The organism is Bradyrhizobium sp. SRL28 (assembly GCF_018596315.1).
In the GTDB taxonomy this organism is placed as follows: Bacteria; Pseudomonadota; Alphaproteobacteria; order Rhizobiales; family Xanthobacteraceae; genus Bradyrhizobium.
In genome coordinates, this window is record NZ_JAHEAG010000047.1 from 1 (window position 1) to 13,898 (window position 13,898).

Annotated in this window: 14 protein-coding genes and 2 pseudogenes; 8 read left to right on the forward strand and 8 right to left on the reverse strand. The window is 57.3% G+C overall.

From position 1 onward, the window contains the following. The first annotated feature begins 291 nt into the window (after positions 1 to 291). From KIP88_RS39520 to KIP88_RS39530, 3 genes and pseudogenes are all read left to right on the forward strand, one after another. Positions 292 to 717 carry a transposase gene (locus tag KIP88_RS39520; RefSeq protein WP_214493552.1) on the forward strand — a complete coding sequence of 142 codons (426 nt, stop codon included), beginning with the start codon at positions 292 to 294 and terminating at the stop codon, positions 715 to 717. 94 nt (positions 718 to 811) lie between these two features. Beyond that, a pseudogene (locus KIP88_RS39525) lies at positions 812 to 2,162 on the forward strand (IS110 family transposase). 86 nt (positions 2,163 to 2,248) lie between these two features. After that, positions 2,249 to 2,740: an IS3 family transposase gene (locus KIP88_RS39530; RefSeq protein WP_197423322.1), complete on the forward strand. Its 492-nt coding sequence runs from the start codon at positions 2,249 to 2,251 to the stop codon at positions 2,738 to 2,740. Here the strand turns inward: KIP88_RS39530 and KIP88_RS47100 are convergent. Together KIP88_RS47100 and KIP88_RS47105 are read right to left on the reverse strand one after the other, a co-directional pair. Further along, on the reverse strand, positions 2,653 to 3,294 hold the full coding sequence (locus KIP88_RS47100) for a hypothetical protein (RefSeq protein WP_249791367.1): 642 nt from the start codon (positions 3,292 to 3,294) through the stop codon (positions 2,653 to 2,655). The genes KIP88_RS39530 and KIP88_RS47100 overlap by 88 nt on opposite strands. Before the next feature lie 19 nt (positions 3,295 to 3,313). Beyond that, positions 3,314 to 4,525: a P-loop NTPase fold protein gene (locus tag KIP88_RS47105; protein ID WP_244608635.1), complete on the reverse strand. Its 1,212-nt coding sequence runs from the start codon at positions 4,523 to 4,525 to the stop codon at positions 3,314 to 3,316. Positions 4,526 to 4,730: 205 nt separating this feature from the next. On the opposite strand from KIP88_RS47105, the gene KIP88_RS39540 reads away from it, so the two are divergent. Beyond that, positions 4,731 to 5,840, forward strand: coding sequence for a Fic family protein (locus KIP88_RS39540; protein WP_214493553.1), 1,110 nt, complete (start codon positions 4,731 to 4,733; stop codon positions 5,838 to 5,840). A gap of 123 nt (positions 5,841 to 5,963) precedes the next feature. On the opposite strand, the gene KIP88_RS39545 is transcribed toward KIP88_RS39540, so the two are convergent. Continuing rightward, a complete protein-coding gene (locus KIP88_RS39545; protein ID WP_214493554.1) occupies positions 5,964 to 6,521 on the reverse strand; it encodes a hypothetical protein in 558 nt (185 codons plus the stop codon). Between the two features lie 163 nt (positions 6,522 to 6,684). On the opposite strand from KIP88_RS39545, the pseudogene KIP88_RS39550 reads away from it, so the two are divergent. Then, positions 6,685 to 8,029: pseudogene (locus tag KIP88_RS39550) on the forward strand (IS1380 family transposase). Positions 8,030 to 8,729: 700 nt separating this feature from the next. On the opposite strand, the gene KIP88_RS39555 reads toward KIP88_RS39550, so the two are convergent. Further along, positions 8,730 to 8,978 carry a hypothetical protein gene (locus KIP88_RS39555; protein WP_214493555.1) on the reverse strand — a complete coding sequence of 83 codons (249 nt, stop codon included), beginning with the start codon at positions 8,976 to 8,978 and terminating at the stop codon, positions 8,730 to 8,732. 11 nt (positions 8,979 to 8,989) lie between these two features. Here KIP88_RS39555 and KIP88_RS48695 point away from each other — a divergent pair, with 11 nt between their 5' ends. Then, the gene (locus KIP88_RS48695; RefSeq protein ID WP_214493556.1) at positions 8,990 to 9,247 is read left to right on the forward strand and encodes a DUF4238 domain-containing protein; all 258 of its coding nucleotides are present in this window, start codon (positions 8,990 to 8,992) and stop codon (positions 9,245 to 9,247) included. A 27-nt stretch (positions 9,248 to 9,274) separates the two neighbouring features. Here the strand turns inward: KIP88_RS48695 and KIP88_RS39565 are convergent, their stop codons facing one another. The 4 genes from KIP88_RS39565 to KIP88_RS39580 all read right to left on the reverse strand — a co-directional run bounded on the left by KIP88_RS39565 (position 9,275) and on the right by KIP88_RS39580 (position 12,376). Beyond that, positions 9,275 to 10,075 carry a TIGR02391 family protein gene (locus KIP88_RS39565; RefSeq protein WP_214493557.1) on the reverse strand — a complete coding sequence of 267 codons (801 nt, stop codon included), beginning with the start codon at positions 10,073 to 10,075 and terminating at the stop codon, positions 9,275 to 9,277. A gap of 1 nt (position 10,076) precedes the next feature. After that, positions 10,077 to 11,288: a helix-turn-helix domain-containing protein gene (locus KIP88_RS39570; RefSeq protein ID WP_214493558.1), complete on the reverse strand. Its 1,212-nt coding sequence runs from the start codon at positions 11,286 to 11,288 to the stop codon at positions 10,077 to 10,079. A gap of 107 nt (positions 11,289 to 11,395) precedes the next feature. Next, entirely contained in the window at positions 11,396 to 11,671 is a 276-nt protein-coding gene (locus tag KIP88_RS39575; protein WP_214493559.1) for a hypothetical protein, read from the reverse strand. Positions 11,672 to 11,686: 15 nt separating this feature from the next. Beyond that, positions 11,687 to 12,376, reverse strand: coding sequence for a hypothetical protein (locus tag KIP88_RS39580; RefSeq protein ID WP_214493560.1), 690 nt, complete (start codon positions 12,374 to 12,376; stop codon positions 11,687 to 11,689). 192 nt (positions 12,377 to 12,568) lie between these two features. On the opposite strand from KIP88_RS39580, the gene KIP88_RS39585 reads away from it, so the two are divergent. Both KIP88_RS39585 and KIP88_RS39590 read left to right on the forward strand, forming a co-directional pair. After that, entirely contained in the window at positions 12,569 to 12,961 is a 393-nt protein-coding gene (locus KIP88_RS39585; RefSeq protein WP_057854504.1) for an avidin/streptavidin family protein, read from the forward strand. A gap of 217 nt (positions 12,962 to 13,178) precedes the next feature. Continuing rightward, the gene (locus tag KIP88_RS39590; RefSeq protein WP_214493561.1) at positions 13,179 to 13,784 is read left to right on the forward strand and encodes a TetR/AcrR family transcriptional regulator; all 606 of its coding nucleotides are present in this window, start codon (positions 13,179 to 13,181) and stop codon (positions 13,782 to 13,784) included. The last annotated feature ends 114 nt before the right edge of the window (positions 13,785 to 13,898 follow it).

Here is a 13,898-nt window from a genome sequence, read left to right on the forward strand (position 1 = left end):
ATCTACGCCGCGAATGATGCGCTGAACATCATCAACCGTCCTTTCGGTGAACAACCGATCCTTCCCGATGAATCGGAGCCTGACGACGCCGCGAAGGCGAGCCCGAAGTGGCCGTGATGGATAATGACCATGCGCGGCCGTTAGCGTGAACCCGATTAAACGGAAAGCCGCGATGCTAATAGTCGCGCTTGCCGTGATCGAAGCTGATCTGTAACCGCACCCTGCGACAGGCTGAACCTCCTCCGAATTGATGGACACCTGTAGTAGGCTCGATGAGTCAGGAGGGGTCGGATGGAAGGACGTCAACGTCGGTCGTTTACGGACGATTACAAGCGGCAAGCGGTCGATCTGGTGGCTTCGAGCGGCCGCTCGATCGGATTGGTCGCCAAGGAACTTGGCCTGCGCGATTCCGTGTTGCGGCGTTGGGTGGAACGACGTGGGGGTGGGCGGGAGCCGACGGCGGCGGCGCGGCGCCCCACAACGCAGGCGACGCTGCCGTCGGCGGACCACGCGGCAGAGATCGCCCGTTTGCAGCGAGAGAACGAGCGGCTGCGCATGGAGCGCGACATTCTAAAAAACTGTCCAGCACCGTGGCGCGCCTTGCGGCCTAGAAACAGCCTTGTGCTATCCTCTGCGGCTGGGAGGGTAGCGGCCGTTCGATTATTGGAGGCACAAACCCCGTTAAAAAACATGGTCCATGGGTGTATGCGAACTTGAGAGTGGTGACGTCGCCCTGGCGGCGATCCCGATTAGGAAGATGACGATTGGCATAGCCCAGACCCTCCTACTCATCATTGATTGGTGGATTGCCATGCCCAAGAGGACGATCGGCGACCGACCGGAACTAAAGCCGGTCAACGTTGGGGCCGCCGCAATCGACATCGGATCAAAGATGCACATGGCTGCGGTTAATCCCGCTTCCACCGACGTGCCTGTGCGCTCCTTCGGCACATTTACGCGAGACCTGCATGATCTGGCGGACTGGTTCAAAGCCTGCTGCGTGAAGAGCGTCGCGATGGAATCCACTGGGGTCTATTGGATCCCCGTCTACGAGATCCTGGAGCAGCGCGGGTTTGATGTGATTTTGGTCAATGCGCGGTACGCCAAGAACGTGCCCGGGCGCAAGACCGATGTCAGCGATGCCGCGTGGTTACGCGAGCTTCATTCCTATGGCCTGTTACGTGGCAGCTTTCGACCTAATGCCGAGATTGCAACTCTGCGCGCGTATCTGCGCCAACGGGAGCGGCTGGTGGAATATGCCGCGGCCCATATCCAGCATTTGCAGAAGGCCCTGATGGAGATGAATATGCAACTCCATCATGTGGTCTCGATATCACGGGCGCGACCGGCATGCGGATTATCCGAGCCATTGTTGCAGGCGAGCGGAATCCTGCCGTCTTGGCAACCTATCGGGACGTGCGATACCATTCATCCATCGAGACGATCCGGGCGGCACTTGTGGGCAACGACCGGCACGAACATGTTCGCTGGAACTCTACGACGTCTACCAGGCGAAGATGCTCGACTGCGACCGCAAGCTCGAGGTCCTGATCGCGGCCCTAAACAATAGAGGCGAAAGACCGGCCGGAAAGCTATCTAAGCCACGCATCAAGACCAAGCAGGTCAACACGCCTACCTTCGATGTCAGGACCGCGCTGTACGGTGTGCTCGGCATCGATCTGACTGAGATTCATGGGTTGGGCCCATCGCTGGCATTGAAGCTCATCGGTGAGTGCGGCACAGATCTGCAGGCATGGCCGAGCGCAACGCACTTCACTTCCTGGCTGTGCCTTGCACCAGGCAACAAAATCTCCGGCGGTAAGGTGTTGTCCTCGCGCACACGGAGATCTTCCAGTCGGGCAGCAGCACTGTTGCGGTTGGCAGCCACAACCGTCGGGAGGAGCGATACGGCGCTCGGAGCATTCTATCGGCGGCTAGCCTCGCGCGCGGGCAAGTCGAAGGCCGTGACGGCGACCGCCCGCAAGATTGCGGTTCTGTTCTACAACGCACTCCGGCATGGCATGAGCTACAAGGATCCGGGGGCCGACTATTATGAAGAACAATATCGCAGCCGTGTCCTTGCCAACCTTCAGCGCCGGGCCAAATCGCTGGGCTTCGTGTTGCAGGCCATTTCGGGGGACACCAATCCGGCTGTTTCTTAGGAAGTCGATCGCGATCTTTGCTGGGGGACCGAAATGAGATTCCGCTTCATCGAAGATCGCCGCGCCGACTACCCGGTGACGATCCTGTGCGACGTGCTTGGGTCTCGCCGGCCGGCTATTATGCTTGGCGCTCGCGCCCGGAGAGCCGGCGATCTGCCGCCAACCGCGAACTCGTCGACGACATCAAGCGGGTCCATCACGAAACCCGTGGACGCTATGGCAGCCCGCGTATCCATATCGAGCTGAAGGCTCAGGGCCGTGGGGTGAGCCGCGGCCGCATCGAGCGGCTGATGCGCCGTCACGGCGTTCGGGCTATCATGGCGCAGCCGCGTCGGGTGCGGACCACCGACAGTCGCCACGACTTCCCGATCGCCCCAAACCTGCTCGATCGGAACTTCACCGCCGCCGCGCCGAACCGGATCTGGCTCGCCGATATCACTTACATTGAGACCGGTCAGGGCTGGCTCTATCTGGCTGCCGTCATGGACCTCTACAGCCGCAGGATCGTCGCGCGCTTCACCGTGCCGTCGACCCCTGCAGTGCGCCAATGCACAAACAGATCTTTCGCCCAAGGTTGATCCGCAATCTTGGGGACAAGGCTGGGTGTGATTTGAGCGGGCGGACGTTCGCGCAAGAACGTACCGACGCGGGCACCTTGCGAAGGGTCTGCCGCGACAACGGCGAGCGCGGCATCGAGAATTGGGGGCGTCCCCCAAGACTGCTCCTGAATGGCTTTGCTCAGGACGCGGTCCATGACAATTGCCGTTTCCGTGCGCGGCAGCTTGAGCAAGCGCTCATTCAGTTGCGACGCCATGTCGGGGTGTTCAAGCAGAGCGCCTAAAAGCTCTGCCGCTTCCGAAGACAAGCGATCTTCCGGCGAGATGAGCGGCGCATGCTCGCGGCCAACGTACAGAATCTCGCGAAGGTCCATATCAGCCAGCCGGGGCTCAATGGACCACCACTCTCGGACGAATGGATCGTCCCACGGCTTCTCAAGATCGATGGTCTCTCCGGCATGGGCTGCACTCTCCCACGGCGCGAGAAGTTGCGGCTTTCCGTTTGGATCGGCTGTGACAGCGCTCACAAGGCTGGCATACGCCGCCGGATCGGCACAGCGCTTGAATAGCAGCATTTTGGCCAGTGCGGCCTCATCAACCCCGAACGCCGTGCGATTTTGAGATGGACATGCGAATGGAAAGCGCATTGAGGAAGCGCTTGATAAGACGAGGATTGCCCGCAATCTGCGTAGCCGATGTCATCAGTGGCGCAAGCCTATCAGCCGTGTTGAACCGGGCCACGAGATCGGCTGGCAAACTTGTGTGAACGGTTTGCATGAACGCACGATCAACGCGCTTGCCGCGCCAGCTCTGGCTGAGTTGCTCGCAGACTTTTTTGCGGACGGCCTCTTTCTCATCCGCGTTGAGGCCTGTGCTGTTCTCTACAAACAGCAACATCAAATACGCCCTTACTTCCTGTGTCCCCAGGGGCGGAACGCGAATAGGAACTTGGATGAGCTTATCGAAGTAACTTGTCACCAAGCCTTCATCGACGATCCCATCGAAGTGACGGCGGACAGCGTGACGTATGACAGAGTCATCGGCGGCAATGACAAACGCCGTGTTTTCCAGGAACAAGAAAAGGCAAACGGCCTCCAACGTTGATATCGTCGTTTGCGGAAGGCAGCGGTCCAAATCATCAATCAGCACAATAAGCTTCGTGCCCATTACTTCGAGGGTTGCCTCGCACGATTTGCGGATCGCATGAATTTCTTTAGGCGGCGAGGCCTCGGTGCATGGCTTGATCAGGCCCGATGCCTTGCTGGCGGCATCGGTTACTGTGCCTTCGGCCTTAGCGATGTCGTCAGCGCCAGCATTTCCGGTCGCAATTTTTTTCCCGAGTTCGATGGCTTCATTAAGTATTCCTGTCGGCGGTAGGCCGAGCGAAAGCGCTAAGGCCGATCCTGCGCCAAGTTTCACGGCGCGAAACCAATTCACGCGTTGCAGCAGCTCTTTGGCTTTTTCGAGCCCGGTCCTGCGCTGTTCGGCTTCTTTTGCGAGCGCTGTCGCGATAACTTCCATCAATGCCGCGCGCGCGTCGTCGTATCCTTGATAAAGCCAAGCGTTGAACTCAACAAAAATGAAATCTGACCGCTTGCCCTCGGCGCGCTGTTCGAGCCCAGCGCGAACGAGTCTGATCATTGAGGACTTGCCAGCGCCCCACGCACCAGAAACTCCAATGGAGATCGGTTTGCCCTGAGCCTGAACGATGATTTCAGTAACCGTGTCAGAGACGCCGCTAAAATTTAGAAAGTCGCGGTTAGTGTCGTTCCCACATCCGTGCTGTCGATATGAATTAGGCCGCATGAAGCCGCACCGGCGAACGGAGTCTCCAAGTTTTTGTTTGACGCCCCAATTGAGTTCGAGACTAAAGCACGGCTGAGTCGTGATGCAATGCCAAGCAGCATCGTCATCCGCTTGTCCCTCAATAGCAGGCCCGTGAGTTATAGAATTCGTTGCTATAGCTCATAAATGCAATTATTCTGAGGTATAGCGGAGGTTTCTATAGCTCATGTGGAACTGGGAAAATCCCGATTGGCCCAAATTTACCTTTGATTCGAAGCTCTTAGAGCCCTTCGAAACCAAGTTTCTCGTCAAATCCGGCGAGTTCTTGGGCGCTTTCAAGCATGTCGGCCAGGATGACCGTGACATGCTCAAAATCGAGCTCATCAGCGACGAAGCGGTAAAAACCTCGGAAATTGAAGGCGAGATACTGCGGCGCGAGAGCGTTCAATGCTCGCTGCGTCAGCAATTCGGACTTGAGGGCGACGATACCAACGTCAACGAAGCCGAGCACGGCATCGCGGAAATGATGGCGAATCTCTATAAAAGATTCGCCGATCCGCTGACGCACGACATGTTGTTCGAGTGGCACAAGATGCTGATGAGCGGCGATCGGAAAATCCAGGACATCGGCGGCTACCGCACCCATCCCGAACCGATGCAGGTTGTGACACCGATTGCAGGAAAGCCCAAAGTTCACCTTGTGGCGCCTCCCTCCAACAGAATGAAAAAGGAGATGGATGCGTTCATCATCTGGTTCAATGACGGCGCGCCAGAGGGAAAAAATCCCCTGCCCGCCCTTACGCGCGCCGGTATCGCGCATCTCTATTTCGTTTGCATTCATCCGTTCGAGGATGGTAACGGCCGTATCGGACGCGCCATAGCGGAAAAGTCGTTGGCGGAAAATCTCGGGCAGCCGACGCTCATTGCGCTCGCTTATACGATCGAACGCAAGCGGCGGCTTTACTACGAAGCTTTGGAGCGGAACAACAAAGACCTCGAAATCACCGATTGGCTGAAATATTTCGCGCTGACGATTCTCGAAGCGCAAGAGAGCACAATTAACCGGGTCGATTTCTACGTCGCTAAGGCCAAATTCTATGAGCGCCTTCGCGGTCAATTCAACGAGCGCCAAGAAAAGGTCGTGGCGCGTATGTTCCACGAAGGCATCGATCGGTTCAAGGGCGGCCTGAGTGCGGAAAACTATATCAGCATCACCAAGACATCACGCGCCACCGCGACAAGAGACCTACAAGATCTTGTCGAAATGGGCGCGTTTACGAAAACGGGCGAACTCAGGCACACCCGATACAAACTGAATTTGCCAGGGGACACCTAGATTCGCCTATGCGCCGCTTTGAACATGTCAACCAGTATCGACGCGATAGCACTGAGCTTGATGGAAGGCGCCGGTCAAGGCGGTGACGACGAAGGGCGCTCTCATCGGATCAGGCCGAAGTCGTTAAGACACATACTTCGTCATCGGCGCAGGCACTGGTCGGCCGTAAAGCTCTGATGTTCTCGGACTGAGATAGGTATCGGCCACGACAACCGGCTCTACCTTAGCCGGCGCATTCGGGTCGCGGTTATCGTTCGCTCCAACCCATCCGACAGGCGAGTACTTTTCCCCGATCGCGCCGAGAATGAAGAGGCTCGCAAGAGTAAGGGCACCGCCGCCCCACACACTGCTCAGCACGAGCACGATATGCTTCTCGGAACGGAATGCATCGATAAAGATCATCCCAAACAGCCAGGCTCCCCCCACAACAAGCGAAAGGAGGGACACAGCAAACACGACTACGAGAGCCGCGCAGATGACATTGCGCTGCATCAGCACTTTAATGGAATGGCGGAGGTGAGCTAGGCCGATAACAAGCGCAATAACCGAAAAGAGCAGCGTTCCCGCGGTCGTCCAAGTCAGATCTTTAGGAAGGTGAAAGTGCAGCACACCTTCCTTTAGGTGCGCCAGGGTCACAGCAACGCCTGCAATAGCAGCGATGAGAGCAATCAGAGCCTTCATGGACCAGCCTCCTAGTGCATATAGGCTAGCCGACTCCCTCAAGGTCTCTAACCCGTCTTATTCGCAAGAGTGCGCCTGAGAGGCTGGCGAGCGTGGTGTAAAGTGCGTAGGATTCGGTTGCGAAGCCAACCCATCACCTTCAACCGCGAACGCCACGCCCGCCATGACCGATGATACGATTCTGCCATTCTCGTTTCCAGCCGTTCACGCCAAGAAAGTCACAGCTGCCTTCGATGGCGGTCGCCTGACCTCGAACGGGGGCGTGATGCTTCTGGCTATGGCCGAGCGGCGTCTCGGCTTGGCCGACAATTTGGCCCGGGTGTTCCCGGATCGGCGCGATCCGACGCGGGTCGTGCACAGCCTTGTCGATATGTTCCGCGCTCGCATGTTCGCGATCTGCTGCGGCTACGAGGACGCCGACGACCTCGATCATCTGAGGTCCGATCCGGCATTCAAGCTGGCCTGCGGTCGCCTACCGGACACGGGCCGGGAATTTGTGTTCCCAACCGACGCTGTCGCGGCTAGAGAATGCTCCGCGCCTGCGCGACGTGATCCGACTGACCTACATTTTGGTCGACGCATGGATGGATAGCTACCCACGCGAGCCGGCATCTGTCACGCTCGACATCGATGATACCTGCGACATCGTCCTCGGCCATCAGCAGCTCTCGCTGTTCAACGCTCATTATGACGAACGCTGCTTTCTGCCGATCCACGTCTACGACACGGAGAAGAGCCGGCCCGTGGCGGTCGTGCTGCGGCCCGGCAAGACGCCGAGCGGCGTCGAGGTGCGTGCCCATCTGCGCCGCCTGATACGGCATATCCGGACGCGGTGGCACAACACGCGAATTACGTTCCGTGGCGACGGGCACTATGCTCGGCCGGAGGCAATGACGTGGTGCGAGAACAACGGCATCGACTACATCTTCGGTCTGTCCGGCACCAAGCCTCTCGCCAAAAAAGCCGACGAGATCGCCGACGACATCCGCACGCGACGCGCCATCGAGAACCTGCCGGTTCTACGCGGCTAAACCGAGACGCGCCACAAGGCACAGTCCTGGGATCGCGAACGGCGCACCGTCGCCCGTACTGAGGCGACGAAGCTCGGCCTCGACATCCGTTTCGTCGTCACCAGCCTCGATGTCGGCTCGGCCGAGTGGATCTACGACAGCCTGTATTGCGCGCGTGGCCAAGCCGAGAATCTGATCAAGCTGCATAAGACACAGCTCGCCTCCGATCGCACCAGTTGCGGTTCGGCGCACGCCAACCAGGTCCGTCTCGTGCTCCATACGGCCGCTTATTGGCTGATGCTGACCGTGCGCGGCGCCATTCCCAAAGTCCGGGAATTGGCCACGGCCGAGTTCGCGACGCTGCGTCTTCGGCTCTTGAAAATCGCCGCCCGTGTCGTCGAGACCACGAGCCGCATTCGCCTTGCGTTCGCCGCGGCATGTCCCGAAGCCGACCTGATCCGCTGCTTGCCAGGCGCGCTGCTGCCGCTCGGTCCGTGACCGGAGGGGCGTGCGCCCCCCGTTCGCCCAACCCATCCCTCAAGCGCGTTGCAAAGCACCGGTCGTCAGGCGGCGAAAAGAAGACAATCCTGTGCGCCTCGTAAGACGAGATGTGCGGCCGCATCAATCGGACCAAAAACCGCACTCTCACGAATAGGACGGGCTAAATTACATTCTTCTAACTAACCCGGTGCGGCAAAATGCCTTTAGGTGCGATTAACGGCTAATGCAACCCATTCGCAGATGAATAGCGAATGAACTTCTCCCGCCTTCTCATTCTCTCAGCGTCGGGCAGCAACACTTCGCGGTGAAGCCGACCGGGTTGGAGGTTTCAATTGGTCAGGCGTGGGAGAGGTGCTGCCACTACACCTCCGCTCGCTTCAAAGAAATCAGTCCCGAGGATCTGGCCCTAAAGAACGCGGCTGACCTTCGCCAGGCTGAGGCGAGATTGAAATGTTGAAAGCCGGCCAGAAGGTCTAAAGTTCGGCCAGCTTCGTCTCACCTTCAGGAAGCGGATTGTACGGCCCATGTTGGCGCAGGAAGTCTCGCCAACATGCTCTGCCAAACCTCTTTCTCACCTTGAAGCTGTATTGTCCGAGCCCCATGGTCCGTGGCCCCAGGCAGCCTCTCCCCAACCTCCGTACTTGACGATGTCCGCAGCTGCCTCCCTGATGAAGTGCTTGCTGCCGTTGGAAATGTCTTAAACGAGCCCGTACCAGACGGTCTGGGTATCAATCCACGCCATGAAGTCGTCCTTGTCCTTGATGTCGAGCTTGGCCTTCAAGGCGCCATCCTTCTTCAGGAAATCTCCCCACACCCAGTCAGCCATGTGGTGTGCCATGATGGCGCAATTTATTGCCAGCCGGGCTGATGCCTGGTCTTTCATAAATTCATCGAAATCTTCCAACAGCTTCTGGTAGAAGTCTCGGGAATTGACGATGTCGAACATTGCGCTCACCGATGAAGCTGCCGAAGCACCATTATATTCCCGTATTTTACCTAAAGCAGTGGGCCAAAGACGGGAGGGTCACAGCTTTTCGGCGCCTGCATGATAAGGTTGTCGCCACCACCAAACCACCCACTCATACCGGGTATGTCAGAGGGCTGTATTGGCTTGAAGGCGCAGAGCCCAGTCTGGCAAACCGCATCGAAACGTTGCTGATGGGCCGAATCGACAACAATGCGGCTATCGCACACCAGACGAGACTCCAGCGGTAATTTTGGCTTGGGCCCTTGTCTTGCGACCTACACGCGCGGGGGCATCGTTGCCCGATCGAGACGGCGGTGGATCAGCGACACGATCGAAAAAAGATCTTCGGCGTCTTCCTTGCTCATCTGCCAGGTGATGCGCGCCGCGTGCGCCGTCGGGTTCCTAAACATTCCAAACGTGCCGCGCACCATATTGGCAAAGCCTTTTTGTTCGCTGATCTGACTATCGTTTGCGAGCGCGTTGATCGCCAACATCGGCGGGTTACCGGCTAGCGCCCGATCGACAAGAGCGCTGCCATCATCTGTCAGACCGGTCTTCGCTCTGATTTTCTCGCCAACGCTCTTCACAGCTTCGAGTACTGCGTGGAAATAATTGTCGGCGAGCAGCTCCTCACTGCAGAACTTCAGAACGTCGGGGTGTGCGCCTCGAACGTTGAGGTCCGCGCGCAGCTCTTGCGCGCGCCGTTTCGCCTCTGAGAGTGTTTCTGCCCTCTCTACGGACTCCACAACTCCCGCCGCGTTCACCGCAAGGCCCGTGAATGCGAGCGCCACGTTGAGGTTCGAGCGCATCGGCTCGAATTTTTCGGGGCTGCGGATATACCGCTCCGGCTTCATCGTTTTGCGGATGAAGGCGAGGATAGCCAAGCGGTCTTGCCTCGTGTTTTGACTCAGCGCGAAGGCGTTGTAGAGCCGATGACGCTTGGTCAGCGCAGGGTCGGGGTCGGCCATCTGGCAGGATTCGAGCATGTGCGCGATCTCTGATCCCGTCAAACCCTGATCCGTATCACCAAGTGCGTCTGCGATTGCGCGTAATTGGCTTTGCATAAAGTGAATCATCTCAATCGACTTTGTTGCGATACCGCCCCGTCGCATCGAACGAGGGTGTCGAAGCTCGGCCCGCCGCATTCGCAATCTGGTCCAGGAGCGGCCTCAGTAGCTTCGCGTATTCGTAAGGATCGGCGGGGATATCCTCCAGTATGACTTCAGTGAAATGAAACTGATCGCGGTCGAGAGTGCCGGCTTCGTCCTCGAAAATCGAATTCGGCCCCGCGAATGAGTAGGGTACGCCCTTCATGCCGATAAGGCTCACAAGCAGCGCAAACGGGGGAGCGCACCCGAGTTCCCTGAGCTGCCTAAGATAAAGATGACTGCTCTTCACGATGCTCACTTCCGTTCTCAGGGAGGCGAGCCGGTAGGGCTGTCGATCGGTTCCGTCGCCCATCAAGAATGATGATGCGACCGCTTCGACGACGCCGTTGTGATATGCTTGGACGTAGGCTCTGGTTTGCTTTGCGCTCACGGCAGCATTCGAGAGCGTGAGAAGTCCATCCACATTGATCCTGAAATCCTGAGTGGAACCGCCGATAGGTGGGAACGCGGAATACATGCGCTTATCGGGAGCAAGGGGCAATGCAATGCGGCTGTCAGATGCCGAGAACGGGACCACGTGCAGGGTTAGCGCGTGGGTATCGAGTAGCGGGATAACCGCGTTATTGGCGGCTATCTTAGCCACGCGGTCGAACCTGAAGTCTCTAATGCGGTCGGCAAGTTGCGGCGCGCGGTTGAAGAGGATCCGCAGTTCATCGACGTTAGGTTCGTACTTGCCTGCAGACGATCGCGCAAAGAACCTGTTATTGCCCGAACCTTGGCGTACAATGCGGTGTGGCTGGTTATAGCTCCTGGGAATACGGGCCAGGATAACAGTGCCGCCGGTCACGGGGACGGCGCGCACTTCGAAACCATGGATCCTCGGTTGCAGGCCGGACCTCGCGATATTCTCAAGGCGAACGATTTCGGCATCCGCGTCGATCTGCAACGGCGTTAGCCGGGTAGGCACGCCCGACTGCGCATCGATGCCAATTATGATGTCGCCGCCATCTGCATTCGCGAAGGAAGGGATATCAGCAAGAAACTCGCCGTGATCCTTATCGGCATTGCCATAGGGAGCGCGCTTATACTCGCAATCGCGGGTTTCCGATGCTTTCCCGTCTATCAGGCGCTGAAGCTGGCCTTCATCGATTTGATTTACCGCTAAGTGCCTCAGTGCCATGCTCACTCCGGAAACAGCCTCGGCATCATACTCCAAAAAGGGCGTCAATCACCGTCAGAGCGCATCACAGCTGATCGCGAGCCCGGAGAAAGGCTTAATTTCAGGCGTTAGCGAGATTTAAGATTTCTCCTAAATCCACTTAAGGCAAACGCCTCCTCGAAATGCTTCCACCCAAAATGATTGGTCCTGAACGCGAGTATTTCTGCTTGAGCTGCAAAGCCGACAAGTTCAATGTTCTCGCGTAGCAAGGCTCCCGCCGCATCGACGACTTCGGCGCTCGTAAACTTGTAGGGCTCGCAGACGCGACCTCGCTCCGTTTTGCTTACTACTTCAAGAGATCCTTCCGGAAGCTGAAGCGCTTCGTCCGGCTTTGATATCTGCATTTGATGGACTCCAAGTTAGACGGCTCGGGAGGATTTGCTTCCTACGTTATAGTATAACATGTCTTCAAGGATGGATATGGTGTTTCGCATTTCTCTTCTCACGCGCTGTTGTCCGGACTGCAGGATTTCCTCGACATCAATTTCAGACATCGATTTTTGCTTTCGCTGCTCGCGCGCGTTCGAAAAGAATTTGAAGAACTGCTCCTCGACAAACGCGCGCGCTTCATCCTGATCAACTTCGGCTTCAAGATATTTCGTTTTGAGCTCCGCGGCCACGTCACCGGTCGCCATCAGTTCGAACAGGTTGAAGCAGATATCATCGTCCGGGTTGATCGGTTCACGCCTACGTACCTTGCTTACCGGGATTTGCTGAAAGCAGCGATGAATGGCGCGCTCGTCTCCGAAGATCGGGATTATGTTTCTGTTAGTCTGCGACATTCTTGCCCCGCCCGGGCCCATAATCATGTTTTCCGATATTGGGCCTCTTCGCCGCGGCGGCGGCAAGACTAGGCTCTCTGCTGCGCCATTGATGAAGCCGGCAATCTCTCGGCAGTAAGCCACATGGTCAGCCTCATCGGGGCCGACATAGACCTGTGTTGCCCGCAACCCCAACACGTCCGCTGCCATTAGTTGAGGATATCGGGCCAGATTACCCGAACCACGCGAAGCGGTTTGCACCGAAAGCGGCGATCCCAGCGAAACCATGAGCGCGACGACAGCTCATGCGTGTTCGGGGCGCGCAGTAGAGAAATTTGGTGAGGGCTTGCGTACGGTTCGTACGAAGAAAGTTGTGAGATAGAAAAAGCAGCGAAGATGCATTGCACAAGTTATTGCGGCGGCCGAGAATATGATCTAAGAGTTGCTACCTTTAAGCGAACTCTTTTTTAGGACTTTAATATGAAAAAGTTTCTAGGGCTTTTCCTGATCGCCCAGTTTTTCTTGCTTTCCGCCGAGGTCATGGCGCAGGGGCTTCCTGCTCCCTCGTACTGGAAGAATGAACGAGGTTCGGAACTGTTTGTTTGGTCCAACAACAACGGGGCAATACAGGGGGTTTTCACAAACCATGCTCAAGGGTTTGCGTGCCAGGGCATTCCTTACCCTGCATCGGGAGCCTTCGGTCCAACCGGCTTGTACTTTGTTGTTACTTTTGCCCAATGCAATTCCTTCACCCGCTGGGTCGGAAAGACTCACGGCTCCCAAATGCCCACGTCTTGGACGCTGTTCTACATCGACAAGAATGGTAGACCCAGTAAGTTGAAGGGCAAGGATACATTCACGCGCGTATGGTAGTTTGCGCGCCGACCCGAGGCACCTGCGTCCGCAGTGAACATTTTCTAAGTTATTGATTTTTCTTGTCATAGCAGGTGTTTCCGCCACGTTTTGTTCACGGTGGTTCCACCGAATTCGTTGCGATTTCGTTGCGGCACCTCTTAAGGAGAACAACTCTCGCTGCCGGGCGTGAGCATCTTTGTGACGTGCATAGGGCAGCAACGTCGGTGTGCGCTGCATGCAGAAAGCGACGCCCGTACTCGCGGCGCAAGGGCATGAAAAGATTTCAACGGCAGCGATCGCCAAGGCTGCAAGGGTCGGCGCCGGGACATTTTACGTATACTTCAGGTCCAAGGAAGAACTGCTTGTCGAGCTCTTCAAGGGCAATGTCGAAAGAACCTGGGACGATGCGTTTACGCTCGTTCGAACGCGCGATACGCTCGTTGAACAGCTCTCCTGCCTGCTAGCGAATACGACAGCAGGTCACGATCGAGATCCCGCGCTGTCCCGCATATTCTTCCGGGAAATTCTGTTTATGCAGCCGCCGGTTCTCGCAGCTGCATCGGACTTTGCCGCATCCGTACACTATCGCCGGCCTTCTTCGCGCGTCGCAGGACCGAAACGAATTCGCTGCCGAGGTCGACCCAGCATTGCTCGCTCATGTCGTCTTCGATCTTGGTTTCAGTCAATGCTGCGCCATTACAGCGGCGCAGTCACCGCTGACATGCTGGCCCGTCGGCTGATCAAGGCCATCCGAATGATTGTTACGGCCATGTGCCCGGTGCGGCTTGAACGGGTTAGCCCGTGCGCGGCGACTACCGCTTGTAGACTTTCGACGGCGTAGCTCGCATCAAGACCGTACATCGCGAAAGTTGCGACAATGACGCGCCAGAGAAAAGGCTCTCCCCGCCTAGCTCAACAGGCCCGTACTATTGGGCCCTGCGCAACGCGGACGGGA

Coding starts and splice junctions, on each gene's coding strand:
- KIP88_RS39520 (WP_214493552.1), top strand. CDS start 292: ATGGAAGGACGTCAACGTCGGTCGTTTACGGACGATTACAAGCGGCAA.
- KIP88_RS47100 (WP_249791367.1), bottom strand. CDS start 3,294: ATGCTGCTATTCAAGCGCTGTGCCGATCCGGCGGCGTATGCCAGCCTT.
- KIP88_RS47105 (WP_244608635.1), bottom strand. CDS start 4,525: ATGCGGCCTAATTCATATCGACAGCACGGATGTGGGAACGACACTAAC.
- KIP88_RS39540 (WP_214493553.1), top strand. CDS start 4,731: ATGTGGAACTGGGAAAATCCCGATTGGCCCAAATTTACCTTTGATTCG.
- KIP88_RS39545 (WP_214493554.1), bottom strand. CDS start 6,521: ATGAAGGCTCTGATTGCTCTCATCGCTGCTATTGCAGGCGTTGCTGTG.
- KIP88_RS39555 (WP_214493555.1), bottom strand. CDS start 8,978: ATGTTCGACATCGTCAATTCCCGAGACTTCTACCAGAAGCTGTTGGAA.
- KIP88_RS48695 (WP_214493556.1), top strand. CDS start 8,990: ATGAAGCTGCCGAAGCACCATTATATTCCCGTATTTTACCTAAAGCAG.
- KIP88_RS39565 (WP_214493557.1), bottom strand. CDS start 10,075: ATGATTCACTTTATGCAAAGCCAATTACGCGCAATCGCAGACGCACTT.
- KIP88_RS39570 (WP_214493558.1), bottom strand. CDS start 11,288: ATGGCACTGAGGCACTTAGCGGTAAATCAAATCGATGAAGGCCAGCTT.
- KIP88_RS39575 (WP_214493559.1), bottom strand. CDS start 11,671: ATGCAGATATCAAAGCCGGACGAAGCGCTTCAGCTTCCGGAAGGATCT.
- KIP88_RS39580 (WP_214493560.1), bottom strand. CDS start 12,376: ATGGTTTCGCTGGGATCGCCGCTTTCGGTGCAAACCGCTTCGCGTGGT.
- KIP88_RS39585 (WP_057854504.1), top strand. CDS start 12,569: ATGAAAAAGTTTCTAGGGCTTTTCCTGATCGCCCAGTTTTTCTTGCTT.
- KIP88_RS39590 (WP_214493561.1), top strand. CDS start 13,179: ATGCAGAAAGCGACGCCCGTACTCGCGGCGCAAGGGCATGAAAAGATT.